The organism is Sphingomonas sp. P4_G2 (assembly GCF_056401155.1).
This window is the reverse complement of the sequence record NZ_JBFUJY010000001.1, coordinates 1,049,946-1,073,349: the sequence shown is the minus strand read 5'-3', so window position 1 is coordinate 1,073,349 and position 23,404 is coordinate 1,049,946. Positions and strand designations below refer to the sequence as shown.

18 protein-coding genes are annotated in these 23,404 nt (G+C 64.5%); 5 read left to right on the top strand and 13 right to left on the bottom strand.

The window, feature by feature from the left end; all coding sequences use genetic code 11:
- Positions 1–24: 24 nt before the first annotated feature.
- From AC1DRD_RS04945 to AC1DRD_RS04920, 6 genes are all read right to left on the bottom strand, one after another.
- Entirely contained in the window at positions 25–3,234 is a 3,210-nt protein-coding gene (locus tag AC1DRD_RS04945; RefSeq protein ID WP_478040522.1) for an autotransporter outer membrane beta-barrel domain-containing protein, read from the bottom strand.
- Positions 3,235–3,337: 103 nt separating this feature from the next.
- A complete protein-coding gene (locus AC1DRD_RS04940; protein WP_478040521.1) occupies positions 3,338–5,782 on the bottom strand; it encodes a TonB-dependent receptor in 2,445 nt (814 codons plus the stop codon).
- Positions 5,779–6,720, bottom strand: a complete 942-nt coding sequence (locus AC1DRD_RS04935) for a FecR family protein (protein ID WP_478040520.1) — start codon at positions 6,718–6,720, stop codon at positions 5,779–5,781. The genes AC1DRD_RS04940 and AC1DRD_RS04935 overlap by 4 nt, the downstream gene beginning before the upstream one ends.
- 36 nt (positions 6,721–6,756) lie before the next feature.
- Positions 6,757–7,281: an RNA polymerase sigma factor gene (locus AC1DRD_RS04930; RefSeq protein ID WP_478040519.1), complete on the bottom strand. Its 525-nt coding sequence runs from the start codon at positions 7,279–7,281 to the stop codon at positions 6,757–6,759.
- A gap of 139 nt (positions 7,282–7,420) precedes the next feature.
- The gene (locus AC1DRD_RS04925; RefSeq protein WP_478040518.1) at positions 7,421–8,425 is read right to left on the bottom strand and encodes a glycosylasparaginase; all 1,005 of its coding nucleotides are present in this window, start codon (positions 8,423–8,425) and stop codon (positions 7,421–7,423) included.
- A complete protein-coding gene (locus AC1DRD_RS04920) occupies positions 8,422–9,156 on the bottom strand; it encodes a copper homeostasis protein CutC (protein ID WP_478040517.1) in 735 nt (244 codons plus the stop codon). The genes AC1DRD_RS04925 and AC1DRD_RS04920 overlap by 4 nt, the downstream gene beginning before the upstream one ends.
- A gap of 161 nt (positions 9,157–9,317) precedes the next feature.
- Between AC1DRD_RS04920 and AC1DRD_RS04915 the strand changes: the two genes are divergently transcribed.
- Complete coding sequence (locus AC1DRD_RS04915; protein ID WP_478040516.1) at positions 9,318–11,447, top strand: AsmA family protein; 2,130 nt, start codon at positions 9,318–9,320, stop codon at positions 11,445–11,447.
- Between the two features lie 173 nt (positions 11,448–11,620).
- Entirely contained in the window at positions 11,621–11,809 is a 189-nt protein-coding gene (locus AC1DRD_RS04910) for a hypothetical protein (RefSeq protein WP_478040515.1), read from the top strand.
- Positions 11,810–11,862: 53 nt separating this feature from the next.
- On the opposite strand, the gene AC1DRD_RS04905 is transcribed toward AC1DRD_RS04910, so the two are convergent.
- The 4 genes from AC1DRD_RS04905 to AC1DRD_RS04890 form a co-directional block, all read right to left on the bottom strand.
- Positions 11,863–12,198, bottom strand: a complete 336-nt coding sequence (locus AC1DRD_RS04905; protein ID WP_478040514.1) for a hypothetical protein — start codon at positions 12,196–12,198, stop codon at positions 11,863–11,865.
- 134 nt (positions 12,199–12,332) lie between these two features.
- The gene (locus AC1DRD_RS04900) at positions 12,333–13,241 is read right to left on the bottom strand and encodes a Vgb family protein (protein WP_478040513.1); all 909 of its coding nucleotides are present in this window, start codon (positions 13,239–13,241) and stop codon (positions 12,333–12,335) included.
- 84 nt (positions 13,242–13,325) lie between these two features.
- Positions 13,326–14,192: a sterol desaturase family protein gene (locus tag AC1DRD_RS04895; protein ID WP_478040512.1), complete on the bottom strand. Its 867-nt coding sequence runs from the start codon at positions 14,190–14,192 to the stop codon at positions 13,326–13,328.
- A gap of 240 nt (positions 14,193–14,432) precedes the next feature.
- Entirely contained in the window at positions 14,433–16,868 is a 2,436-nt protein-coding gene (locus tag AC1DRD_RS04890) for a TonB-dependent receptor (protein ID WP_478040511.1), read from the bottom strand.
- A gap of 290 nt (positions 16,869–17,158) precedes the next feature.
- Here AC1DRD_RS04890 and AC1DRD_RS04885 point away from each other — a divergent pair, with 290 nt between their 5' ends.
- Together AC1DRD_RS04885 and AC1DRD_RS04880 are read left to right on the top strand one after the other, a co-directional pair.
- Positions 17,159–17,494 (top strand): hypothetical protein, encoded by a 336-nt coding sequence (locus AC1DRD_RS04885; RefSeq protein WP_478040510.1) that lies wholly within the window; start codon positions 17,159–17,161, stop codon positions 17,492–17,494.
- A 112-nt stretch (positions 17,495–17,606) separates the two neighbouring features.
- Positions 17,607–17,936 (top strand): UrcA family protein, encoded by a 330-nt coding sequence (locus AC1DRD_RS04880; RefSeq protein ID WP_478040509.1) that lies wholly within the window; start codon positions 17,607–17,609, stop codon positions 17,934–17,936.
- Positions 17,937–18,002: 66 nt separating this feature from the next.
- Here the strand turns inward: AC1DRD_RS04880 and AC1DRD_RS04875 are convergent, their stop codons facing one another.
- The 3 genes from AC1DRD_RS04875 to AC1DRD_RS04865 are packed head-to-tail and all read right to left on the bottom strand — an operon-like array spanning position 18,003 to position 22,071.
- Complete coding sequence (locus AC1DRD_RS04875; RefSeq protein WP_478040508.1) at positions 18,003–19,538, bottom strand: tetratricopeptide repeat-containing sulfotransferase family protein; 1,536 nt, start codon at positions 19,536–19,538, stop codon at positions 18,003–18,005.
- 57 nt (positions 19,539–19,595) lie between these two features.
- Positions 19,596–20,522, bottom strand: coding sequence for a response regulator (locus AC1DRD_RS04870; protein WP_478040507.1), 927 nt, complete (start codon positions 20,520–20,522; stop codon positions 19,596–19,598).
- The gene (locus tag AC1DRD_RS04865) at positions 20,512–22,071 is read right to left on the bottom strand and encodes an ATP-binding response regulator (protein ID WP_478028546.1); all 1,560 of its coding nucleotides are present in this window, start codon (positions 22,069–22,071) and stop codon (positions 20,512–20,514) included. The genes AC1DRD_RS04870 and AC1DRD_RS04865 overlap by 11 nt, the downstream gene beginning before the upstream one ends.
- Positions 22,072–22,307: 236 nt before the next feature.
- On the opposite strand from AC1DRD_RS04865, the gene AC1DRD_RS04860 reads away from it, so the two are divergent.
- The gene (locus AC1DRD_RS04860; RefSeq protein ID WP_478028545.1) at positions 22,308–23,393 is read left to right on the top strand and encodes a putative urea ABC transporter substrate-binding protein; all 1,086 of its coding nucleotides are present in this window, start codon (positions 22,308–22,310) and stop codon (positions 23,391–23,393) included.
- Positions 23,394–23,404 lie beyond the last annotated feature (11 nt).

Below are 23,404 nucleotides of genomic sequence, written 5' to 3'. Positions count from 1 at the left end.
AGCGGGCCGGCACCGCAACCGAAATTAGAGTCCGATCTGGAGCGTCGCGCGCAGCGAGATCGCGGCGCGGCTCTGTTGCTCCTCGGCACCCACTTCGCCGCCGATGCGGAAGCCGGGCGAACCGCCCGACGCGCGGAAGCGGCCGACCCAGCCATCGGTGCGCTTATCGGGGATCAAGGTGAAGGCCTGCCCGCCCGCGAAGTTCGCGGTGGTCGCGCCCAATTCGCCGCCGAGGATCTGGCGGCGGCCACCTTCGATCTCGGTGTGGAACCAGCCATCCTCGGTCGACCCGAAGGTGAGACCGACCGCCATCGTCGCGTTGGCGGCGAATTCGTCGCTGGTGCGCTTGGCGATCGACAAGTCGAATGCCTTGCCGCCGCCGGTCTCGGTATGGGCGTCTTCGTCCAGGCGGTAATAGTCGACCGACAGGATCGGACGGAAGGTCAAATGCCCGACCGCACCTTCATAGGATGCGCCGCCGGTGGCCGAGAGCATCTTGCCGTTCCACTTCGAACTGTTGCTCAGCGCAACCGCCGTGCTGGTGCCGTCATTGCCGCTGAAACTGCGCTCGCTGGCGAAATTGACGCGCGCCGCGGACACGCGAGCGAACGGACGCAGGCCGCTCCAGTCGCCGCGCCAATAAGCGGCGACTTCATACTGGTCCGACGACACCGTATTGTCGGTCCCGTTGTCGTTATCGTTACCGTGCAGATAGGCGAGCGACAGGCCGAAATTGCCGAGCTTGGTCTTGTATTCGGCGCCGCCGGACGTGCCCCAGCCGTTGATGTCGTAGGACGCGGTGTTGAGGAAGCTTTTCGATCCGCCATAGGCGACTTCCTCGAGCCAATACCCCCAATGCCCCTTGTCGACATAGGGCGCGCCGCCATCGGTCAGCATCCGACCGATCGCGCGCGATCCGGCGCTGACCGCCGCGAAGGTGCCGCCGGCATGGTCGGGCAGCATCTGGCGGATCGCGGTCTGGAACGCGGTGCCGTCGGTGATGTTGAGGAACGAATTCGCGACCTTGCTGTCCTGGCTCAGCGCGGCATAGATCGCGCCATAAGCAGCGGATCCCGAGCGGTTGAGGCCCAATTCGGTCGTCGTCTTGGCCGCGATGTCGATCGCGATCTGGTTGGCGGGACCGCCGGTCGCGATGCTGGTCTTGTACATATAAGGCAGCGAGACCGCCGAAGTCGTCAGGTTGCTCGCGCCGGTGACCGTGCCGGCGGTCAGGATGGTGTAATGCCCGGTCCCGGTGACGAGACCGGTCAGCTTGATCGCCAGCTTCGAATTGGCGTCGAAGCTTGCCGTCCCGGCGACGTTATACTGGGTAGCGGTGTTGGTCGTGGTGTTGACCGTGACGCCCAGCGTGCCCCCCCCGGTCACCGCCAGCGAGCCGATCGAGACCGGCGTGGTGCCCGTGTTGGTGAACTTGCCGCCATTGACCGTAACCGCGAGGCCCGAGGCATTGGCGAGCGTCCCCGCAAAGGTCGAGGTGCCGCCGATGGTCAGCGTGTCCGCGCCGCCGCCAAAGTCGACCGCGCCGGTATAGGCCGCCGTGCCGGCCAGGGTCATCGTGTCGTTGCCGGCGCCGAACGTGGCATTGCCGGTCATCGTGGCGTCGCCCGACATGGTGAGCAGGTTGTTGCCCGCGCCGAACGTGACGTTGCCGGCAAGCGAGCCGTCGCCCAGATCGAGCGTGTCGTTGCCGCTGCCGAGGCGGACGTCACCGGCGATCGACGGCGCGGTGCCGCTGGCGACGACGATCTGCTTGACCGTCGCGCCGCTCGTGTTGGCGCTGAGGTCGATCGCGATATTGCGGGTCGATGTCGTGTCGGCACCGCTCGCGGTGATCGCGCCGCCATTTTCGACCGAGGTCACGCTGCCCGATTTGTCGACGATCGCAGTCGCGCCGGCGGCGGTTCCTGCAACCGCCGAGATCGTGCCGGTGTTGCGGATCGAGGTCACATTGGCGCCGGCATCGACTACGATGGCCTGCGACAGCTGGCCAGCAGAGGACGCGCCGCTAGCGGTGATCTTGCCCGAATTGACGATGGTCGGGACCGTCGCGCCGGCACCGATACGCAGCGCCGTCGCATTCGCCGCATTGGCGGTCGCCGCGACCGTGCCAGTGACTTGCATGCCGTTGGTGACGGTGACCGCTCCGCCCAGCCCGCCGATCACGACGCCATTGGCGTTCACGCCGGCATAAAGCCCGTTGCCGCTCGCCGTGCCGTTGATGACGAGACCATAGCCGGCGGTGTTGGCGACGGGACCCAAGGTGACCGAATTGCCGACCGCACCGATCTGCAACGCGGCAGCCGATCCGTAGGAGGTGATCGCCGCCGAGCCTTCGTCGGCGTCGGGGATGCCGTCTTTGTCGGTATCGGGATCGGTGGTGCTGGTCGTCGGCGCGACGGCGAGGACGACGCCACCGCCGACATTGCCGGTGATCGAGACCGCGGGACCACCCTGGAGCAGGTCATCGGCGTCGAGTTTGCTCGGATCGCTCGGCACGGTGGTGTAGCGATAGCCCGTGCTGGAAATCGCACCCTGCAAGGTCAGCGCGCCCGAGACATTGCCGTTGATCAGCACCGCGCTTGACCCGCCGCCTTGCGCGGTGACCGTGCCGGCGATGCGCGCATTGCCGTTGATGTCCCCGGTCTTGACGCCGGCCGAATTGTTGCCCGTGACCGCGATCGTGCCGTCGGTCGACAAATTGCCGTTGAGCGCGCCGCCGAGCACGATGCCGTAGGAATTGTTGCCCTCGACAGTGATCGTCGAGCCCTTGGCGTTGGTGATCGCGCCGGTGAAGGCGCCGGCGGTGCGGATGCCGGCGCGCCCGGTGCCGGCGGCGAACGGGCCGTCGAGGTCGCCGTCATTGTCGGTATCGGTCGGCGTATAGGTCTCGTCGACAATGATCTTGCCGGTATTGTTGATCGAGCCGGTCACGCCGGCCGCGGCGCCGATGCCGGTCGCATTGTCCGAATTGGTGATCTGGATCGTGCCGGCATTGCTGACGCCGTTATTGCTGTCGATGGTGACCGCCGTGCCGCTGGTGACCGTCACCGATCCCGCCGAAGTGATGCTGACGTCGGACGGCGCGCCATTGTTCGCGGTCGATGTCTTCACCGGCGTGGTGATCGCGGTGGAGATCGTGCTTTGCGCCGCGGCGGGAGTGGCGGCGAACAGAATGACGGGGGTCAGGCAAGTCGAAGCAAGCAATACGCGCATCTGAAGTCCCTTTTTCGGATGCCCGTTTGGGGAGGGTGGCACCCGTTCAAAGGCGATGACGGCGCAGACGCGGCGCAACCTTGGGGGTTAGGGTAAATTTTTCCTAGAACGCCGCGTCGAAGCCGATCCGCACCGTGCGCGGACGCAACGGCGTGATCTGCTGTTCGCTGAGTATCGCGAACGGCGTGCCCAGCGCGAAGCGGTTGCCCACTTCGTCGGCCAGATTGGTCACGCTGGCGGTCAGCGCGAAGCGATCAAACGACAATCGCGCCGAGATCCGCGTGTCGAGATAGTCGCCCTGTTCCGCCCCCAGGATCGGCCCGACGCCCAGCCGTGAGTGGCCGGTATATCGCGCCGATGCCGCGAGCGAGATCTGCGCCGTATCGGACACCGCGAATTCGTATTTCACCGCCCCGCGTGCGACGACATTGGCGATGTTGGGGACGCGACCATAAGTCACGGCGTCGGCGGCGACCGCATTGACGATGTGCGACGTCGCCGGCTCGCTGTTCGGGCCGGGAATGACGAAGCTGAGGAAGAACGGGCTGGGATTGACCACCTTGCTGTCGTTAAGCGAGACGCCGGCCTCCAGGCTCAACCCGGGCGCCGGGCGCCAATCGGCCGATGCCGATACCGTCCAGATCCGCCCGTCGCCGATATTGGCCGTGCTCGGCAATCCGCGCCCATCGATGAAATCCGCCTGGATGTTGCGCCACAAGGTCCGCGACACGCTCAGCGAGACGCCGATCGGGTCGATCCCAGGCACGCCATGCCGCATGCCGAACTCGAACGTCGCGGCGCGATCATTGCGGAACCGCCGGACGAAGTCGCCCTCGATCGCCAGCCCGCCGGGCCGGAAGCTCTCCTGATAGCGGGCGTAGAGCGTCAGCCGATCGAGCGGCGTCGCCGACAGCGCAAACGACGGCAGGAATGCGCTTTCCTCGCGTTCGGCCGTCACGTCGGCATTGAGCCGCGCGATCAACGGCACGACGTCTGCGCCCTCGCCCGTCAGCCAGACATGGCTGTAACGGCCGCCCCCGGTCAGCGTGAGTTTGGGCAGCAACTCTACCGACACTTCTCCATAGCCGGTCGCTTCGGTGATGCGATTGACTACGCCGGTGGCAGGGAGCGGCATGTCGGGATCGCCCATGGCACGACTGAGCTTGGTTGTGTTGCGCACGACGCTCATCCCGAAGACCCAGCCCAGGCCATCGGTCATCGGCCGCGACAGGCGGTTTTCGAACGAGAACAGGTCGGTATGGTTGTTCTGCTTGAACAGACGCTCGGGACCGTTGGGCTGGGTGGCGTCGTAGCGCTCGTCGAGCCGTTGCCGCGCAACGCCAAGCGACGAGACAAACAGCAGGCCACTGTCGAAGCGGCGGCTCGCGACCAGTTCGCCCAGTGCATAGGTCGCGTCGCTGCCCTGGGGCAGCCGGCTGTTGCGAGTCAGCGGCGGCGCGTCACGATCGGCATATTGGCTGTCGAGATTGCGCGTCTTCTGAAACGTGCCGCCTAGATCGATCATCCAGCCGCCGACCTTGCCGCGCACTGTCGCGCGCCCGCCAAAAATGTTGGAGCGGTTGATGTCCTTCTTTCCGAGCAGCGGGTTGTCGATATAACCGCCCTCGGTAATGCCATAGCCAAGCACGCGAATGCCCAGCGCATCCTCGGCGATCGGCAGGTTGAGCACGCCGGCGAGATCGGCGCCGGGCGCACCGTGCCAGGTCGCCGAGACGCCGCCGGTCAGCGACCCGCCTATCGTCGTCAAATCAGGCGTGTTGCGGATGATGCGGATGATACCACCGAGCGATCCGGCGCCGTAGAGCGTTCCTTGCGGCCCCTCGAGCACTTCAACCGAGCCGACATCGTAGAGCCGGAGGTCGGGATCGGGCGCATTGTAGGTCAGGCGCACGTCGCCGAAATATTGGCCGACGGTTGCCTGGGTCGGTCCGGTGAAGCTCGAATCGGCAATGCCGCGGATGAACAGCTTGTTGCGGCCGGCACCGAGATAGGTCGACGACACGGTAGCGACGCGCGAGATGATGGCATCGGTGCCATTGTCGGAGTCGCGACCCAGATCGAGGCCGCCGATCACGGTGACCGCGCCGGGGAAGCTCTGCAGCCGCGTGTCGCGCTTGCTCGCCGTCACGACGATGTCGTCCGCCGCTTGCGGCTGCGGCGCGGGTGTCGGCGACGTCGGACGCTTGATGGCGATGGCGCGAGCGATTGGCTTTGCCCTGGGCGGCGGCGCCGGGACGATCCGCCAGACTCCGGGCGCCGGCGATACCGCCCGAGCCGACGTCCCCTTCAGCAACAGCTGAAGCGCGCGGCCGGCGCCCATCGTGCCGCGCACCGCGGGCACGGGCCGTCGAAGCAAGCCGGGATCGTTCACCGCCACAACGATGCTGACGCGCGCCTGCGCACCGAGTGCCGCGATCGCTTGGCCGAGCGTCCCAGCGGGAATGTCGATCGCCTGATCCTTCGCCTCGGCCGGCGATACGATCAGACAGAGCCCCGCCAACGCCGCGGGGCCGGCGAAACCCCTCATGGTCCGGCGATCACCCACCCTTTGCCTGAACGGCGCACATTCGCACCGAGAAGGATACCAAGCCGCGCCATGGTCGGCTCGACGCCACCGTCGAGCCGCACGACGCCACGGAACGGCCGCGCGGCGGCGGCGTCGCTGACGCTGACCGGCACGCCGAGATTGCGCTGCAGGTCGGCGGCAACGCGCGACAGCGGCGCGCCGTCATAGAAGAGTTGGCCGCCGCGCCACGCGCCGACATCGGCCGGCCTCACCGCGCTCAGACGGCCGGTGCGCTGCCCCTTGGCGAGCGTGAAGCGCTGGCCGGCGGGCACGTCGATACCGGCCTTGCCCGGATCCACTATCACCATGCCTTCGCTCACGGCGAGATCGAGCGCCCCGCCGCCGGTGGTCACTTCGAATGTCGTCCCGGCGTCGACCAATGTCGCGTCAGCGGTCTCCAGTCGGAACGGGCGCGCGGGATCGTGCTTGACCGTGAACAGCGCCTGCCCGTGTTCCATCCGCGCGAACCGCTGATCCTTGCGGTCGAGTTGGATCCTGGTCTCGCCATTGAGCTCCAGTTTGGTGTCCGCGAGGACCAATGTGCGGCGTTCGCCTGCCGCGGTCTGCACCGAATAGAGATCGCGCGACGGCCAGGCGAGCCAGGATCCGGCAGCGACCGCGAGTGCGACCGAAGCCGCTATTGCGCCGCCCAGCCAGCGGCGACGCGACGGAACGATCGGCTCGTCGAGATTGGGCCCGGCCTCGGCCGGCCAACGCACCCCGGTCAGCAGCGCATCCAGGTCGCAGTCGGCGGCGGCGGTTTCGGAATAAGCGCGCGCATGCGCGACGTCCGCGGCGAGCCATGTCTCGAACGTTTCCCAGTCATCGAACGAGGGATCGCGCTGGCGGATCAGCCAGGCGATGGCTTCCTCCTCCATCTCGCGCGTCCAGTCGGTCATGTCCGCCTCCTATTAGCGAAGACGGACTCGGTCGGGTCAAACCTCATCGATCGACCTCCGATAGTCGAGCAAGGCGCGATAGGCGCGCCTGAGATCGGCCTCCACGGTGCTCAGACTGACCCCCAATTCGCGCGCAATGTCGCGTTGCTGGACGCCGTCGATGCGGTGACGGCGAAAGATCGTCGCGGTGCGCACGCCCAATCCGTCCAGCACCGCCTGTACGCCGGCCAGCGTCTCTCGCGCGACCAGGCTGCGGTCTGGCGGCGGCGCGTCGGAGCGGTCGGGCTGGGTCGGCCCCGCGGCCTCACTCCAATCCTGTTCGCGCCGTTCGGTCTGGCGCCGCGAGCGGAAGCGATCGACCATCAAATTGTTAGCCGCGCGGTAGAGATAGGACAAAGGCTGGGCGACTGGTCCAGCATCCGCGGTCGCAACGCGCACGTAGAGGTCCTGAAGCACGTCCTCCGCTGCGTCCCCCGCGCCGCGCGCAATCAGGAATCGCAACAGCTTCTCCCTGTTCGCGAGGATGACGGCCTGAAGGCCGGAGGGAGGAACGTCGTCCATAGGCGGCGAAAAGGCATGAACCCGAAAGGGAAGCGACGCCCAGTACGGCGTGCGGCGCCGCTTATCCAGCCCCATTGACGGCGGCGGCAACCGATCGATCCGCGATCCGCGGTCGCGACTGCCGGAAGGCAACCATTTGTTACGGCGCCTGGCCGAACAGGCTAGCCGAGGGCAGCACCTCGCTTACGCCCGAATGCCGCGTCACCGCATAGGTGAATCCCGGAAGCAGCGCATAGGCGCCGACCCGGCCATCCCGACCCAAAGCGAGAAAACCGACCTGGAGCCCTTTGATCGCGTCGCCGCGTAACTGCGCGATATGCTTGACCGCTTCCTCGCACGCCGCCTGGGGCGACAGCCCGGCACGCATCGACGCGACGACCCGGGCGGTTCCGGCGATCCGCGTCACTTCCTCGCCCACTCCAGTAGACGCAGCCGCGCCTACTCCCTTTTCGAGAAACAGCCCGCAGCCGGCCTGGGGCGAATCCCCGACCCGCCCGCGCATCTTGAATGCCATCCCCGATGTCGTGCAGGCCGCGGCCATCGCGCCGTCCAGACCGCGCGCCATGATCCCGATCGTGTCGTGGTTGAGCTTCGATCCCGGCGGTCCCGGCAGGCGGTTCTCGATATTGGCGATCGGCCGGTAATTCGCGGTCTTGAGCCATTCGCGCCAGGCCTTCTCGGCGTCGGGCGTAAGCAACTTCGTGCGCTTCATGCCCTGGTCGAGTGCGAAGCGAGTCGCCCCCTCCCCCACCAGCAAGGTATGCGGCGTCTTTTCCATCACCAGCCGTGCGACCGAAATGGCGTGGACGACATCTTCCAGCGCGGCGACCGCACCGACACCGCCGCGATCGTCCATGATGATCGCGTCGAGCGTCACATGGCCGTCGCGATCGGGATAGCCGCCATAACCCACCGAATGATTGGTCGGATCGGCCTCCGGTACCTTGGCTCCCGCCTCGACCGCGTCGAGCACCGAGCCGCCGGCCTTGAGGCGCGCGAGCGCGGCCTCGTTCGCTGCTTTGCCGAAATCCCAGGTGGAAAGGACGGCGACCGGATCGGTCTCGGCCGCTTCAGCCGTGGCCGCCGTGAACACGGCGGCCGCGCCGATTGCCAATGCCCCGCGCCGTGAAATGCCGTCGTTCATGCACTACTCCCTTTTTCCGCTAGCATTGTGCGCAACCGTTGCACGATGGACTGATCGGTCGCACGTCGCGGCCCCGTTGCAAAGCCGAGCCGCAACGTGGCGGCATCGGGTTCGGCACCAGGACGACTCGCCGATCCATGGACTTCGCGCACGCCGGTACCGGCGATGATCCGCGCGACCGTATCGGGCGTGACGCCCGATCCCGCGATGATCGATAGCCGCTCCCCGGCTGCCGCGACCATCGCCGCAAGCGTCGTCATGCCTTCGACCGCGGTCGGCGCGCCGCCCGAACTCAAGATCTTATCATAACCTAGCGCGATCGCCTCGCTCACAGCCGCAACGGGATCGGGGACAAGATCGATCGCGCGGTGCAGGACGATCGTCGCATCCCAAGCGGCGTCACGAAAACGCTCCAGCGCTTCTCGGTCGAGCTCGCCGTCGGGACGCAACGCACCGACGACAACACCGGCCGCGCCGCCGGCGACCGCCCGGCCGATCTCCTCGACCATCAATGCCACATCGTCGTCGCTATAAACGAAGCCGCCCGCGCGCGGACGAATCATCATGTGGATCGGACAGCCAGTCCCCAACGCGTGATCGAGCAGGGCGGCGGACGGCGTCAGGCCGCCCAGTTCGAGTGCCGAGCAAAGCTCGATGCGATCCGCACCACCGGCGACCGCTGCATCGACCCCGGCCGCATCATCGACACAGATTTCCAGGATAGCGCTCACAGACTCATTCCTAAGCGGCTTCACCGCATCTTGCCAGCGTGGCGCACGCGCGCGCGCCTTGTGACGTGGTGCTCGCGAAAGAGACATTCGACCGCCTCTTAGCGAGCGAGCAGTGCGACAGCGAGTGAACCTTTCAGTGCGTTCGCGCGATTCAGCCGGCGATGGATACGACCGTGGCTGCTTCCAAGGACGTGACCGACGCAAAGCCGGTGGTGGGCTTTTTTGGCAGTCGGACCTGGCGGACCATTCGCAACCTCCTGGTCGGCGTGCTCGCGACGCTCTTCATTATCTGGTTGGTCCTGTTCATCACCAAGGGTCGATTTTTGAAACAGCCGTTCGAGAGCGTCACGACCCGCATGGCGGGTCGCGCCGTAAAAATAGAAGGCGACTTCCAGCTCTATTTCGCGCCGATGAAAATCAAATTCTACGCGGAAGGGTTGAGCATCGCCAATCCGAAATGGGCGACCAAGCCCAATCTGTTTCAGGCGCAAAAGATCGATATGCGTGTTTCGCCGTTGAGCCTGATCTTCGGCAAGCGCCGCATCTACCGGCTCGACCTGACCGGCGGTTCGGCCGACCTCGAATGGAATACCGGGCACACCGCCAACACCTGGACGTTTGCCGACACGGGCGGCAAGCCGTTCGAACTGCCGCGGATCGATCTCGCGACGGTGGTGGGCACGAAGGTGCGGTATGTCGATCCGCGGATGCGGCTGCTCGCCGACCTGGGGATCGATCCGATTGCCGCCACCAACAAGCAGATCGGAAAGGCGGTCGAGCTGCACGGGACCGGACAAATTCGCGACACGCCGTTTCGTCTTGTCGCGCAAATGATGTCGCCCGACGCGACGCTCGATCGCGGCGAGAACAAGCTGGTCGCGCGTGCCTGGGCCGCAGGCAATGTAATCGACGTGGCGGGGACGCTGCCGTCGGCGACCGACATCGAGGACGTGCCATTGCGCACCCGCGCGCGGGGCCGCAACTTGGCCGAGCTGCTCGGCATTATCGGCGTGGTGCTGCCCAATACTCGCGATTATGCGTTGCGCGCGCAGCTGGTGAAGGACGGTTCTGAATATCGCTTCACGCACATGGCCGGCCGGTTCGGCGACAGCGACCTCGCCGGGCGGCTGACGATCGTCAATGACGAACGGCTGCGGCTCGATTCGGTATTGGCCACGCGCGAGCTCGACATCGTCGATGCCGCTCCCTTCATCGGCTACAATCCCGATATCGTCGCAGCCAAGGGCGCAGTCGCCGCTGCCGCGGCAACCGGAGCCGCGCCGCAACGCGTGCTGCCCGACGCCGCGTTGCCGGTCACGGGGTTGCAGCGTTTCGACGCCGGGCTGCGCTGGACGATCCAGGATATCAAGTCGCGCAACGTGCCGATCTCCCATGTCGACCTGACGCTGGCACTCGATCGCGGACGGCTGGCGCTGTCGCCGTTGAGCTTCGCGATGGCGCGGGGCAGCGTCGCATCGGACCTGATTTTCGATACGCGATCGCGGCCGGCGCTCGACACTTACGACATTCGTCTATCGCCCACACCGATGGGCCGACTGCTCGCCGGTTATGGTGTCGACGAGTCGGGCACGAGCGGTACGATAAAGGGCCGCATTCAATTGAAGGGGCGCGGCGACACGATCCACGATTCGCTCGCCACCGCGAGTGGTCGTGTCGCATTCATCATGCCGAGTGGCAGCTTCTGGACGCGCAACGCCCAGCTGTCGGAACTAGACATCGGCACGTTCATTCAAAAGATGTTCGAGCATAAACTGAAGGAGCCGGTGCAGATCAATTGCGGGCTCATCGCGTTCACCGTGCGCGATGGGGTTGCCGCCGCCGACCCGATCATCATCGACACGAAGAAGAATGTCATCCTCGGCCGTGGCGGGCTGAGCTTCAAGAATGAGAGCCTCGACCTCGCCTTTCGCGCCGACGGCAAGCAATTTTCCTTGTTCTCGGCTCAGTCGCCGGTCGGGCTCAACGGCTATTTCGCCAAGCCGAGCATACAGGTGATCAGCCCGGAGTTGCTCGCTCGCGCCGGCGGAGGCGTAGGATTGGGCGCCGTCGCCAGTCCGCTCGCCGCCATTCTCGCTTTTATCGACGTCGGCGACGCGAAAAGCGCCGCGTGCGGGCCGATCCTGGCCGGCGCTCACGCCCAGGCGATGCGGACCACGAAGGGCAAGCCGCGCGACGACGTCGGCAACGGCACCACCGCCAAATCGGAGAGCGGCAAAGAGTCGGCCGCGGATCGCAAGAAACAAAAGAAGAAATTTCTCGGGATCTTCTGAATGCGAACACACCGGCGCCGATAGAAAGAGACTTGAGGCGGTGCGCGGCCTTTCCGGACGCCGCCGCAGACCGCCGGTCGACGGTCGCGACCGCCGCGACTTTACCCCTTTGCGTCGAATTTGACGGGTCGATCGTTCACGCATGCGTGGAAGCTGTGCCGGAGGAGAGACGCATGAATGGCGACGTGAACGCGGATGGCGAAGACACGCATGCAGAGCGTGCCGAGGTGCATTTCCTGGCCGCGCTGGCCGACGAATTGATGCGCGGGCTGCTGCTGGCCGGCGTCTTATCGCAAGCGCAGTTGAACGAGATCGAAGCGGCGGTCGCTGCGCGCGTGGGATCTCCGCCACGGGCGTGGTGACGCAAACGACCGTCGACGAACTCCCATCGACCGGCTGGGCCGATGACACAATATTACTGCCAGAAGCAGGAGCGTTTCACCCAGCCTCGTTGTTCGTTGATGCGGTGGAGGTGCGCCGCAGATCGAGGTCCTCCGTTGTAATCAACCGACACCCCTCTTTTCAGAAGGAAGTCTTCGGAAAAGACGATCGCCTCCGCCTCCGGATTCGCTGCGCAATCGGGGCTCTGGCTGGAAGCCGGCAAACCAGCCATTTCGTCAAACCAGCGATAGAATCCCGTGTCGATGCCGCTCGCTCTCAATATCGCGCCCTGGCGCGCGACATCTTTCGTCAGCCTTCCGCGCCACTCTCGCGACAGCCGATCGCTGTCGACCTGCGGGTTCGCGGCCAACACCTTTTCCTTATCCCGATCCAATCTGTCAGCGAGGGAGAGGGACGCACCGCCGTGAAAACGCGACCACGGCACCTTTCAAGATGCCCTGCATTTTTTGAGATTCTATCATTTGCAGGGTAATCGCTCGAGCGTCAGTTCCCGATACGGTCAGGCTTCTTCCACCAGGACAGCGTGTGAACATCATGCGACGTCGTCCACACGCCCTTCCGCGTATATCGCAGGGCGCCGCTGCCGGTTTCCTTTCCGACCCGCGCGCGAATGGTCAGCGTTACGGGATCGATCACCACGAACGTCTGGCTGGCGGTCGTGCGCAGCCAGATCTTGCCGCCACCCGCGTCGATATCTCCATATTTCAGGGTCTCGTCGACCTTGACGCGACCGGAGACATCGCCGGTTTCGGGGTCGATCCGGGCCAATGTCCCGTCCCCCTGTTCCTGAACCCAGACCGCGCCCTCGCCCGCGACGAGGAAGCCGGGCTCCCGGCCCAGCACGGTTCGGTGGACGACAGCATTGGTCTGCGGGTCGATCTTCTGGAGGCTCTGCTGGTCGGCGCTCACGGCCCATAAAGATCCGAGACCGAATGCCAGATAATAGGTGCTGGGATCGACCGGGATCGAGGCCGTCACCTTGTTGCTGGCCGGGTCGACGCGGACGATAACGCCCTTGTCGTCGCTCGCTACCCAGATCGATCCCGCTCCGGCCACGACGTTCAGTTCGCCCTTGGGATTGGCGATACCCGTCGCGATCACGGCTGATTTCTCGGCCGTCTTGAGGTCGATCCGGTTGAGAGTGCGGTCCTGACAGTCGGCGACCCACAAGGAGCCGAACGCGACCGCCATCGCGCCGCAGGGGTGCGGCATGGTGACTTCCGCGAGCTTGCGCTTCTTCGACCAACGCTCGACCCGGCCCTTGTTGGTAGCCCAGACCGACGAGCCGTCGACCGCCAGGAAATCGGCGAACCCGGGAACGGTGAGCACCCGCTCTTCCTGGGCGAAAGCGGCGGAGGCGGACGCCAGCGCAAGACCTCCCGCGATCGCCATGACCATTCGGCCCCTGTTCAAACATGCATGCAGGATCACGAAGAAACGCCTCTCGATCGATATCAAACAGGAACGGACGGCAGCCTAAGCGTAATTCCGTTTCGCCTTGATCTTGTCGATCAGCGGCCGGAACGGGAAGATCATCTGCTCCACGATCGACAGGCGCCGACGGTCGTCCTGGCCGACCAGTTCGGATTCGCCGTGGCGATAGGTGCGGAACACGCGATCGATCAGGATCAGCGAGTTCGCATAATTGCAGCGCGTGTCCTCATAGGCCACCGAATGGTGCAGGCTGTGGTTCTGGATGGTCGTGAAGAAGAACCCATACCAGCGCGGCGGATCACAGCGCGTATTGGCATGCGCAAACGTCGACACCACGGAGAGGACGTTGAAGGCGCAGAGTTCGGCAGCCAATGGCAGGTCGAACAGCGCCACCACGCTGAGGCTGATCAGGAAGAGCTCGATGGGATTGCCGACCGCGCCCTTCATGGCATTCAACTGGGTGATGTGATGGTGCGGCGCATGCGTCAGCCAGAAGGGCCCGTAATTGTGCATCAGCCGATGCATCCAATATTGGCCGAACTCGATCAGGAAGATGACCAGCGCGACCTGGACGACAAAGGGCAGATGCATGGCCCATTGCGTCGTGATGCCCAGTGAATGCTTGGCGGCCTTCAGCGGCTCCTCGGCCAGCTTGGTGGTAGCCCAGGATATCGCGGTCGCGCCCAGGACCATGTAGAAAAGGTCGGTGAAGAACTCCTTCTTCGTCAACCGCCAGCTGGCATGCCGTTCATTGATCCACTCGAGCCCCAGCACCAGCAATGTTGTGAGGGACGTGGCGATGGTGAGCGCCCAGGCGTTTGTGATCCAGGCTTTAGGTCCGAGCATCCAGAAAAGCACGATCGCCACGACCATCGCTGGTTGCACGTAGCTGAACAGGATCTTCTTCATAGCTCTTCGCTCCGGTAGGTCGGCGAAAGGAGGTCTTCGGGTCTCGCGGGCATCCGGTCCGATGGCCCGCAAGTGTTCACGATCAGCCATGCCTGCCCTGCATGCCCGCACGGTAAGATGATGGCCTCGACGCCGCAGGTGGCCGAATGACGTAGGCTCGCGCCTGCGGCGACGGCGCCAGCCTGGTCCTTACCGGCGCCGTCGGCTTGCTGTGGAGAGGCACAGTCTGGCCCCTCTCGCTCAATAATGAATACGCAAATCGACGCCGACGCGACGGGGCGTCAGCACGCCGAGGGCGTAATAGCGCTCGACCACATCGGTGCGGACCTGATTGTAGGACGAGACGTCATTGCTGATCGCGGTCACCGCATATTTGTCGAAGATATTGTCCGCGAACAGACCCACCTCGAAGCGCTTGCTGATGTAATTCACCGTCAGGCTATGAGTGACGTAGCTCGGGATTTTCTCGCCGTTGCCGCGAAGCCCGACGCGCGAATAGATATCGCCGCGATAGATGGTGGCCCAGGTCGCCTCGACCTTGCGCCCGTCGCCGAGCGGATAGGTGTAGGTAAGCTGGGCGCTGCCCGAATTCTTGGCCGATCCGGGCAGCCTGTCTCCCGAGAAGGCGTCGTAGCGGACGCCTTGGCTGACCACGAGCCCAGAGACGTCTTCGGTCAGGTGCGCATCGACATAGGAATAAGTGGCGATCAGGTTGAGGTTCGGGGTGATCTTGAGCGCGCCCTGGACATCGAAGCCCTGGGAGATGGCGTTGGCGCCATTCACCGTGATCCCGATCGCGCCGTTCACCGTCTGGCTCGGCACCTGCACACCTTTCCAGTCGATACGATAGCCATCGAGCGTCAGCTGGAGCCGCTTGTCGAACAGGCTGGCGCGCACGCCGAGCTCGATGTTGCGCGTCTTGTCCGGCCCATAGACCAGCTCATTGGGCAAAGCGCATAGATTCTGGCCTGGCGGCAGCGGCAGGATGCAGGGCACCACCCGGTTGACGCCGCCGATGCGATAGCCGGTCGAATAAGTGAAATAGGCCAGCAGATCGTCGCTGAACTTGTACGAGGTGTTCGCCTTCCAGACGATGCCGTCCTTGCCAGTCGATCCGGTTCGGATCCGCTTCGGGAGGATCGTCGTCGAAGGATAAGGATCAACGCCGCTGCCGAGAAGCGGCAAGGCCGACCCGCCGGCGACATCCGAATCATATTTGAAGTAGCGAATCCCGCCTGTCACTTGCCACTTCTTGGTCACGTGCAGCGTGAGCTCGCCATAAACCGCCTTCTCGATGTCCTTGCTGTTCACCTGCGAGATATACTCGAGATTGTCTGGACGATTGACGCCCCAATATCCGGACCATTGCGCGAAACCGGGCGTGTATTCGTGCCGGTGGGACTCAAATTCCAGGCGGTTGTAGAACCCACCGATGACCCAGTTTATCGGGCCGCCATGGGTCGAGACGAGCCGCACTTCCTGATCGAACTGCTTATATTCCCGTTCGTTGTTCGCGTAGGACGAAAACTGCGGGAATGCTTCGTAACCGTAGTTCAGATCGAGCAGGAGATCGGTATTGTCGTCCGTGTTGCGGATGTGCTGCTTCGTATAGGCTGTCGTGCTGACAAGCTGCGCGACATTGAAGAGATTGATGTAGACCTCGGCCGAGAAGAGGTCCGACTTGCGCACGAACGGCTCGAGATAGCGCCAGGGGCCCTCATATTTCCCCGTTCCGAGCACACCGGCGCCGTTGGCCTGGCGCCCGCCGGTCTTGGTGCTCTGATGGGCATAGGTGAAATAGGCCCTGATATTGGGATTATATTCGAGCAGCAGTTGGTTGCGCGTGGTGAACGTGCGCTCATAGTTCACATCTTCGGCGCGCTTGAAATTGGCCGCATAGTCCGCCGTGCCGCCAAGGGAACCGGTCGATCCGCCCGACGCACGAACCGGCTGGGGATCGGAGACGCCCGGTTGCTGCAGCAGATAATTGTAATCGATGAAGCCGGCATTGCTGTAATAACCGGTCGAGGTCCGGAACGCGACATGGTCCTTCAGGATCGGGACGTTGACGGCGATATCGCCGCTGCCGCCGAAATCATCCGAATGCGATTCGGCATAGCCGCGGCCATGCAGGTCGACCGAGAAGCGATCCGTATCGGGCCGATTGGGAATATAGCGCACCGCGCCCGCGAGCGTGCCGAGGCCATAGAGCGTGCCTTGCGGCCCTTGCAGGACTTCCACCCGGCTGATGTCGATCAGCTTGAAGTCCAGATAGAGCGGAACCTCGCCGAGATAGACGCCGACCGCATTGTTGGAATTGGCGCCATCGACGCTGGTGTCGCCGGAGGCAATGCCGCGCAGGATGATCTGGCCCGTCGAGGCTGGGCCGGTATCCGCTATCGTGACGCCAGGCGTGAAGTTGCCGAGCGCGCGGATGTCGTCGAGCCGTTGGTTCTCGATTGTCGCGCCGGATACCGCGCTGATGTTGATCGGGGCATCCTGGAGTGTGGTCCGCCGGCGGCTGCCCGTGACCACGATCTCGTTCGGCGTGTCGGGAGTGGAACCGGAAGAAGCATCCTGCCCCGAGGCGGGCGCTTCCTGCGCCAGCGCAGGCGTGCCCGCAACGCTCACGAGCGCGGTTGCGCAAAGCAAACCCGTGCGAGAAAGTCGTCCCATCTTCTACCCCCCTTTGGGTTTTATGTGATCCCGAGCGCCTCCTCTCACACCCTCTCCGCGCGTCGACTTCTCCGAGTCTTCGCGTATTACGAATCAGCTAAACGATAATAACATTCCTGTGACATGGGGTGTTTGACGTAAGCCGATCCGCAAGGCGTACGCCCTACGTCAAACTGCCCATGTTGCGGCGCAGCAAGGGGCCGTATCCGGGCGTGATGGTTGCTCCCGCTCGGGCTCGGCCCGTATCAAGGCCCGCATCGCGGCCCCTCTGCTTCTTCCTGGGCCTCGCCATGAGTGCGACTCCGGGGACCGCAATCGCCGCACCAAAGGCTCGCCTGGTCCATTGCGGCGATGCGACCTGCCTCCGCATCTCCGGCCGTCGTCCCCATGCCGCGGTGGCGGTCCGGGTCTCGGGCCATCCCCTGGTAGTCGAGGGCAACCGCTCCTGGCGCGCGACAATGCCGCTGGCGACGGCACGCGACTGGGCAAGCGCCCATGACGGCACGCTGATGGTGACCCTGGCCGACGCACGGACCGGCGACGAAAGCACCGAAGTTGTCACGCCGCCACCGGGTGCGCTCGGCAAGCGGATCGAACTCGCCACGTTGATAGTGAGCGCATACTGATCTTCTATTTAGTAATACTCGTCATTATACTTGAAATAACTGTCGGCCGGCACTAATTGACCGACACCTGATCGCCGAAGAGCGCCGGGCAGAACAGACGCAGGAGATGATGATGAAGATCGGCATTGCGGCGCTCGCCGCGCTCATGGTTGCCGCGCCGGCCTTTGCGGCGCCCCGTGACAATCCCTTTTCGGCGGATAGCGCAGTGCTCGATTTGCGTGGGCTCGATCTCGCCAGCGTCGAAGGCCAGCAACGTCTCGCGATCCGGATGGACAAGGTGGCAAATATTGTTTGCGGCGAAGGGATGAGCTCCATCCATCTCGCCCTCGGCGCCCAGGCGCGTGCCTGCCACGCGGACGTGATCGCCGACATTCGCTCGCGTATCACCGCCGCGACGGCGGTCACCAGCATTGCCAAGGCAGATCAGCTAGCGATGCGCTGAGGCAATCCCGGCCAAATCGGGCGCGGCGCCTGGTGGCAGGCGCCAGCCCGATCGCCGGCGAACGGATCAGTCGATCGCGATCCCTTGCGCCTCCAGCCAGGCGCGCGCGGGCGCCAGCGCGGCAGCATGTTGCCGCCACCGCGCCACCGAATCCCGATAGATCGGACGACGGACCTGCGCGGCGCTCGGTGTCGACACCGCACCGGAATGGGCGTGAAAATTCAGGCATTGGTCGGACCAGTCGAGCCCGCAATGGGCCAATAGCCGGCGAGTCTCCCCTTCCTGATCCTCGACCAGCGCTTCGTAGCTGAGCTCGAGGATGCGGCCTGGCAAAACCTCGCGCCAGAACGCCATCAGTCGATCGAACCGCGCATAATAAGCGGCGATGTCGAGAAGATCGTAACTATAGTCATAGTAACGCGATCCGATGGCGAACAAATTACGGAAGTTGGCCAGCACGGTATCCATCGGGTTTCGCCGCAGGCAGACGATCGCCGCGTTCGGCAGTGCGCGGGCAGCGATCCCCGCATAGAAGAAATTGCCCGGGAACTTATCGACGAAGCGCCGCGCCGGCATCCGCCGGTGATGCGCCGCGCGGGCCAGATAGTCGCGGCCCATCGCGCCCGTGTCCCCTACCGCCGCCGCCAGGACCGTCTCTGGATCGAGAACGGTGCGGCTGCGCGTTCGCGACGCCGCCTTGACGGCGAGCGGCATGGCCTGAAGTTCGCCGACGCTCTCGACCCCGGGATGCGATGCAAGGATGCGATCGACCAGCGTCGTGCCGGTGCGGGGCATGCCGATCACGAGGATCGGCGCGTCGGTAGCGCCCTCCCCGTCCGGCGCCCGCATGACACGCGGCCACGCCGTTTCGACCGCATCGAAGATCGCGGCGTCGCTCGCGAAATCATAAGCGAGCGCGGCGCGATGCGCGGTGTTGATCGCCACAAGGTGTTCGAGCGCTTCTTCCGCGCGACCGATATCCTCGAGCTCCTTGACCAGCGCATAGCCCGTCAGCAGACGATCGCGTCCCGGCGGGGAGCGACCATGCGCGGTGCGAAGCCGCTCGACATGGTTGCGGGCGGGAGTCTGTTTCCGCAGCCCGGCCAACAGATGATGGGCCCTCGCGTCGTGCGGCGCGCGGCCGAGGATCAGTTCGAGCACCGCTTCGGCTTCGTCGGTCCGGCCGAGGAAGCTTAGCGTGGCCGCGTGATTGTACCGGAACTGGTCGTTTTCCGGCGCGAGATCGACCGCGGCGACGAAATGCGGAAGCGCCGCATGGTGATCGCCCAGGCGCGCGTAGACGCACGCCATTGTGTCGCGCCCGAGGGCATCCGCGGGAGGCGCCGCCTCGGCCGCGCGAAGCGTGGCCGCGGCATCGCCATCACGGCGGACCAGCGCATAGAGACGCGCGAGCTGGGCGCGATATTCACCGTGCGGCGCGATCGCGACCGCCTGTTCGATCTGCCGAATGCCATCCTGCACCCGACCGGTCTCGGCATCGGCGATGCCGAGCAGGAAATAGGCTTCCGCCTGACCGGATGGATCGGCCAGGCGGACCGCCGCCAGGCGGCGCGCGCCGGCGAAATCACCACGCTCGAGCATGGCACGCCCCGCAGCGCTCAGGGGTTCTCCCATCCTCTGCGGCGCTCCGGTCATGACCTATTGCGACAGCGTGCTGACCGCGATTGCGGTGGCGGAAGCACGATTCTCGACGCCCATTTTCTCGAAGACCTGCTCCAGATGCTTGTTCACGGTACGCGGGCTGATGTGCAGGATTTCGCTGATCTCGCGATTCTGCTTGCCGCGGCTGATCCAGACCAGAACCTCTGCCTCGCGCGACGTCAGGCCATGACGCTCGGCAAGCAGGCGCTCGGCGTCCCCTTCGCGCCGCTCGGTCAGCCGGAACAGCCATTGGTCGGCGCTGCTCTGGCGCAGGAACGTGCATTCCACCGTCGTCTCATCGATCTTGATCGATGCCTGGGCCCCGGGCGGCACGTCGGCTTGCTGGAGATGCCTGACTGTCGCGGCAAGTTGTTCCGGCAAACGGCCGTCGCGCGGCGCCCAGCCGGCGAACAACCGCTCGATCATCGCGGTGGCCAACGGCGTCAGCCAGATGGTCGCGCCGGCATCGTCGATCGCGAAGGACGGTCGCCCGGCGGTGTCGAGCGCGAGCTGGCTGCCCTGTGCGACGCGGGCATTGGCCAGGTGCACCGATACGCGCGCCAGCAATTCGTCGACCACGATCGGCTTGTGGACATAGTCGACCCCGCCCGCCTCCAGCCCGTGCACGACATGCTCGGTCTCGGTCAGCCCGGTCATGAAGATCACCGGCAAATGATGGAAACGGCTGTCCGCCTTGATCCGGCGCGTGGTCTTGAAGCCATCCAGACCGGGCATTACGGCATCCATCAGCACCAGATCGGGCGTGACATGTTCGAGCAGCTCAAGCGCGGCGAGCCCGTCGACCGCAATCAATACGGTCATGCCGGCCTGTTCGAGCGTCGCGGTCAGAAAGCGCAGCGATTCGGGCGTGTCGTCGACGACAAGGATGGTCGCGCGCGTTCCGCTTCCCGGACTAGTCGCCATTGCCGAGCCTCCGGGCAAGCCCGCGCAGATCGAAATCGTCCAGATGTCGTCGCATCTCGGCAACCGCCCCGGCGCTGTCCGGCACCTCGGCTTCCAGGTCGGTCAGGAGCGTTTCGATCGCGCGAACATGGCCAGTTTTGACGTGGCGCCGCAGGGTCACGAGATAGGGCTCCGCCGCCGGGGGAAGCGAGCCGATCGATCGACTCGCCTCGCGCCCGGCCTGGCGGTCGCCGGCAGCGATCCAATCGATCCCGAGCTGCCGACCGATCATATCCAGCAGCGCATCGAGAGCGACCGGTTTGGACAGGAAGGCGTCGTGATGGCTCTGGCCATCGCCGCCAGCACGATATTCATGGGCGTTGGCCGAAACCATGACGATCCGCAGCGCCTCGCCAAAAGTCGCGCGCAACTGCGCCGCGATGTCCCATCCGCTGCAGCCCGGCATCTGGATGTCGAGCAACACCAGATCCGGCGTGCAACGCTCGGCCAGAGCCAGTCCCTCGGCTCCTCCGGTCGCCGCGAAGACGACGAAGTCCAGCGGGCGCAGCAAATGCTGCACGACGGTGAGTTGGGAGGGATTATCGTCAATGACCAGGATCGTCTTGCGATCTCCATTATAGCCGGTCACGCGATCATACGCCGGCGCGCCCGTCGGCGCGACCATCGGTTCGGGCAATAATAATTGGAGTCGAAAGCTGCTGCCGCGGCCGACTTCGCTCGTCACCGTCACTTCCCCGCCGAGGATCCTCGCGAGCACACGGGTAATGGCGAGGCCGAGGCCGATCCCCGGCTGCATCGCCGCGTCGAGCGACCCGCCGCGCTCGAACGGCTCGAAAATCCTGTCGAGATCCTCGGGCGCGATTCCGATGCCGGTGTCGGTGACATCGACCTGCGCCATTTGACTGCGATACCGAATCGTCAGCGTCGCGCCGCCCTTGTCGGTATATTTGATGGCGTTGGACAGCAGGTTGATGAGGATCTGCCGCAGCCGTTTCTCGTCGGTGCGGACGAACGGCGGCAACCGGCCTTCGACTTCATAGTCGAGCGTAAGTCCCTTGGCCGCCGCCTGCATCCGGAACATGTCGACGACATGATCGAGCAGCGCGGGCAGGCGAACGACATCCTGCCGCAGCTTGAGCAGACCGCTCTCGATCCGCGAAATGTCCAGCAGACCTTCGACGAGGTTGGTGAGATGCTCCGCGGAGCGTCGGATTACGCTGCCTGCTTCAACTGGCGGGATGCCGTCTTCGCGCTCGAGCAACTGGGCATAGCCATAGATGGCATTGAGCGGCGAACGGATTTCGTGACTTACCGCGACGAGGTAGCGGGTCTTGGCGGCATTGGCGGCCTCCGCGGCCTCCTTCGCGCGCGCGAGTTCGTCATGCGTCAGCCGATGGGCGGCGATCTCGTCCTGCAGAATCTGCGTCTGCCGCAGACGCTCCTGCCGCGCGTTGCTGCGCGCCTTGCGCGCCAGGATGAACACTGTCCCGATCAGACCGGCGACGACCACCGCCGCACTCAATATCATCCCTCGGAACGCGTTCGTCATCGTGCCGCCTATACCCAGCGCCGTCGCCGTTGGGCTCTCGACTGGATATCGAGAGCCGGCCGGCCCGCAAGGCCCTCTGGGATAGTGGATAAATGACGCATTGCAGCATAGCAAAATGAGGTGACACGTCCCATGGACTCGATATATATTTTATTACCGGATTGCGCAAACGTAATATCGGTTGCAGAATGCGCTCACCGGTTTCCGAGCGCAGGGCGCGAAACAAGGGGAAGAACATGGCGAACTGGATGTCAAAAACGCTTTTGACGATGGCGACCGCAGCCATGCTTCTGACCACCTCTTGCAGTGGCGGTGCACAAAAAGATGCTGCGCCGCGGCATGACTTTTCGATCGGCTGGTCGATCTATGCCGGCTGGATGCCGTGGCCCTATGCCCAGAAAGCCGGCATCGTGAAGAAGTGGGCCGACAAATACGGCGTCAAAATCGACTTCGTGCAGGTCAACGACTATGTCGAGTCGGTCAACCAGTTCAACGCCGGCAAGCTCGACGGCGTCACCGTCACCAATATGGACGCGCTCACCATTCCCGCCGCCGGCGGCAAGGATACGAGTGCGATCATCCTGGGCGATTATTCGGACGGTAATGACGGAATCGTTCTGAAGAATGCATCGAGCATTGCCGACATCAAGGGCCGCACCGTCTATCTCGTCGAACTGTCGGTTTCGCATTATCTGCTGGCCCGCGCGCTCTCGACGGCCGGGCTTCAGCTTTCCGACGTGAAGACCGTGAACACGTCCGACGCGGACATTGTCGGCGCCTTCGCCAATCCCAACGCCACCGCCGCAGTCACCTGGAACCCGCAGCTCACCGAGCTGACCAAGGTCCCGAACGCGAAACTGGTGTTCGATTCGCATCAGGTGCCGGCCGAGATCCTCGACCTGCTGGCGGTCGACACCGCCACGCTCAAGGCCAATCCCAATCTCGGCAAGGCACTGGCCGGCATCTGGTACGAGACGATCACCCTAATGCAGCGCAAGGATGCCACGGGCGCCGCCGCCCGCGCCGAGATGGCAAAGATGGCCGGATCGACCCCGCAGGCGTTCGATGCCCAGCTCGTCACCACTCATCTCTACAATACGCCGCAAAATGCCGTGGCCGCCCTCAAATCGCCTGCGCTCGCCAGCACGATGATCAAGGTGCGCGACTTCAGCTTTGCCAAGGGCCTGTTCGGCACCGGCGCCAAATCGGCCGACGCTGTCGGCATCAGCCTGCCGGGCGGAAAGACGCTCGGCAATCCGAACAACGTGAAGCTGCGCTTCGATCCGAGCTATATGGAACAGGCCGCGGCGGGCAAGCTCTGAAGAGATCGCAG